Source organism: Microcoleus sp. D2_18a_D3, assembly GCF_036702455.1.
Classification (GTDB): domain Bacteria; phylum Cyanobacteriota; class Cyanobacteriia; order Cyanobacteriales; family Microcoleaceae; genus Microcoleus.
This window is the reverse complement of sequence record NZ_JAUBTK010000219.1, coordinates 1-1,196: the sequence shown is the minus strand read 5'-3', so window position 1 is coordinate 1,196 and position 1,196 is coordinate 1. Positions and strand designations below refer to the sequence as shown.

The following is a 1,196-nucleotide window of genomic DNA, read 5'->3' as shown; positions in this document are numbered from 1 at the left end:
TCGTCACAGACCAATGCTTGCACTATCGGCCAGTCACTTTGGCTGTGATAGGCGGCAATGGCTGCTGCTTCAAGTAGGCGATTGAGCTGAATTGAACCTAGTTTTGGCAGGTGGTGGTTGATCTCCTCGATAAAACTTGTCTCCCCCAACAGGATTGATTGAGGCAGCTTGAGAAGACCCGCTATAATTTTCTGAGGAATGTTGAAGGTTTTCAGCAGAGTGAAAGCTTCTTCATTGAGAAGAAACTGTCGCTCAATTCCTCCAAGTAAAACATCAAGCACTGTCAGCCGATCTTTCTTTTCGGTGGTGGCATAGACCGTATACCAAGGGTTACACACTATATTACAGGTTTGATTATTACCGGCTACTCGAGCCGCTGTCTGATCGAAGTGCTGCCAAGGAGAACTTTCAAGACCCGCAAGGTAAACTTCTACTTTCTCCGTCTCAAAAATTTCTCCATTCTTAATTAGCAGGTTTGACACTTGACCTGCGGAAATGGATATTCCTATGTTGGACAAGAACTCCTGTAGCTTGGCTTCGGTCATATTCCCCTGAAAGTACTGACTGACGATCAAAGCTTTGAGCCCCGGACCAAATTGACCTTCATAGCCTGCTGGGACTTCTGCTAGATAAGTCTTGCCCAAAGAGGGCGAATAGTATTTCTCTTTGCGAAACAATACATTGTCGGTGGTAATTTTAATGTCCTGAACTATGACTTCTTCATAGCCTTTAAACTCCGCGTCAGGTGGCAGTTGTTCTAATGAGACTTTCAGAACTTGCTCTCGGTCAATCTTAATAAATTCGTTTTTTTTACCTTTCTTATGCGCTTTCGGTTGGTGACGTTCCTGTTCCGAAGAGTGGTTCTTTTTATCTTCAGGCTGGCCATTGGCTTTGATCTTTGGTTTGCCCTGCTCCCCTTTCAGACGATTATTTTCATCCCTTAATCGCTGGTTATCTGCCGGGAGTTCTTTGACTTTTGATTTTAGCTGCTCAATGGCATTGAGCAGGAGTTTAAAGCTTTCGCGCACTTGCTCATCACCTATCGTCTCCGGGTCAATCGTGGCCAAGAGGGATTCGGCGGTTGAGTCGGTGAGCGGTTTTTGGGTCATGTTTGATATTTTATCAGAATTGTTGGCAATTGGGCTCATTCATTAGTTCGCCTGGTCATACCTTCCCCCTATTTATTGAGCAGATAC

1 pseudogene is annotated in these 1,196 nt (G+C 44.9%); it reads right to left on the bottom strand.

Features of this window, described 5'->3' with window-relative positions:
* A pseudogene (locus tag QUB06_RS34585) lies at nucleotides 1-1,148 on the bottom strand (hypothetical protein); the annotation flags it as partial.
* Between the last annotated feature and the right edge of the window lie 48 nt (nucleotides 1,149-1,196).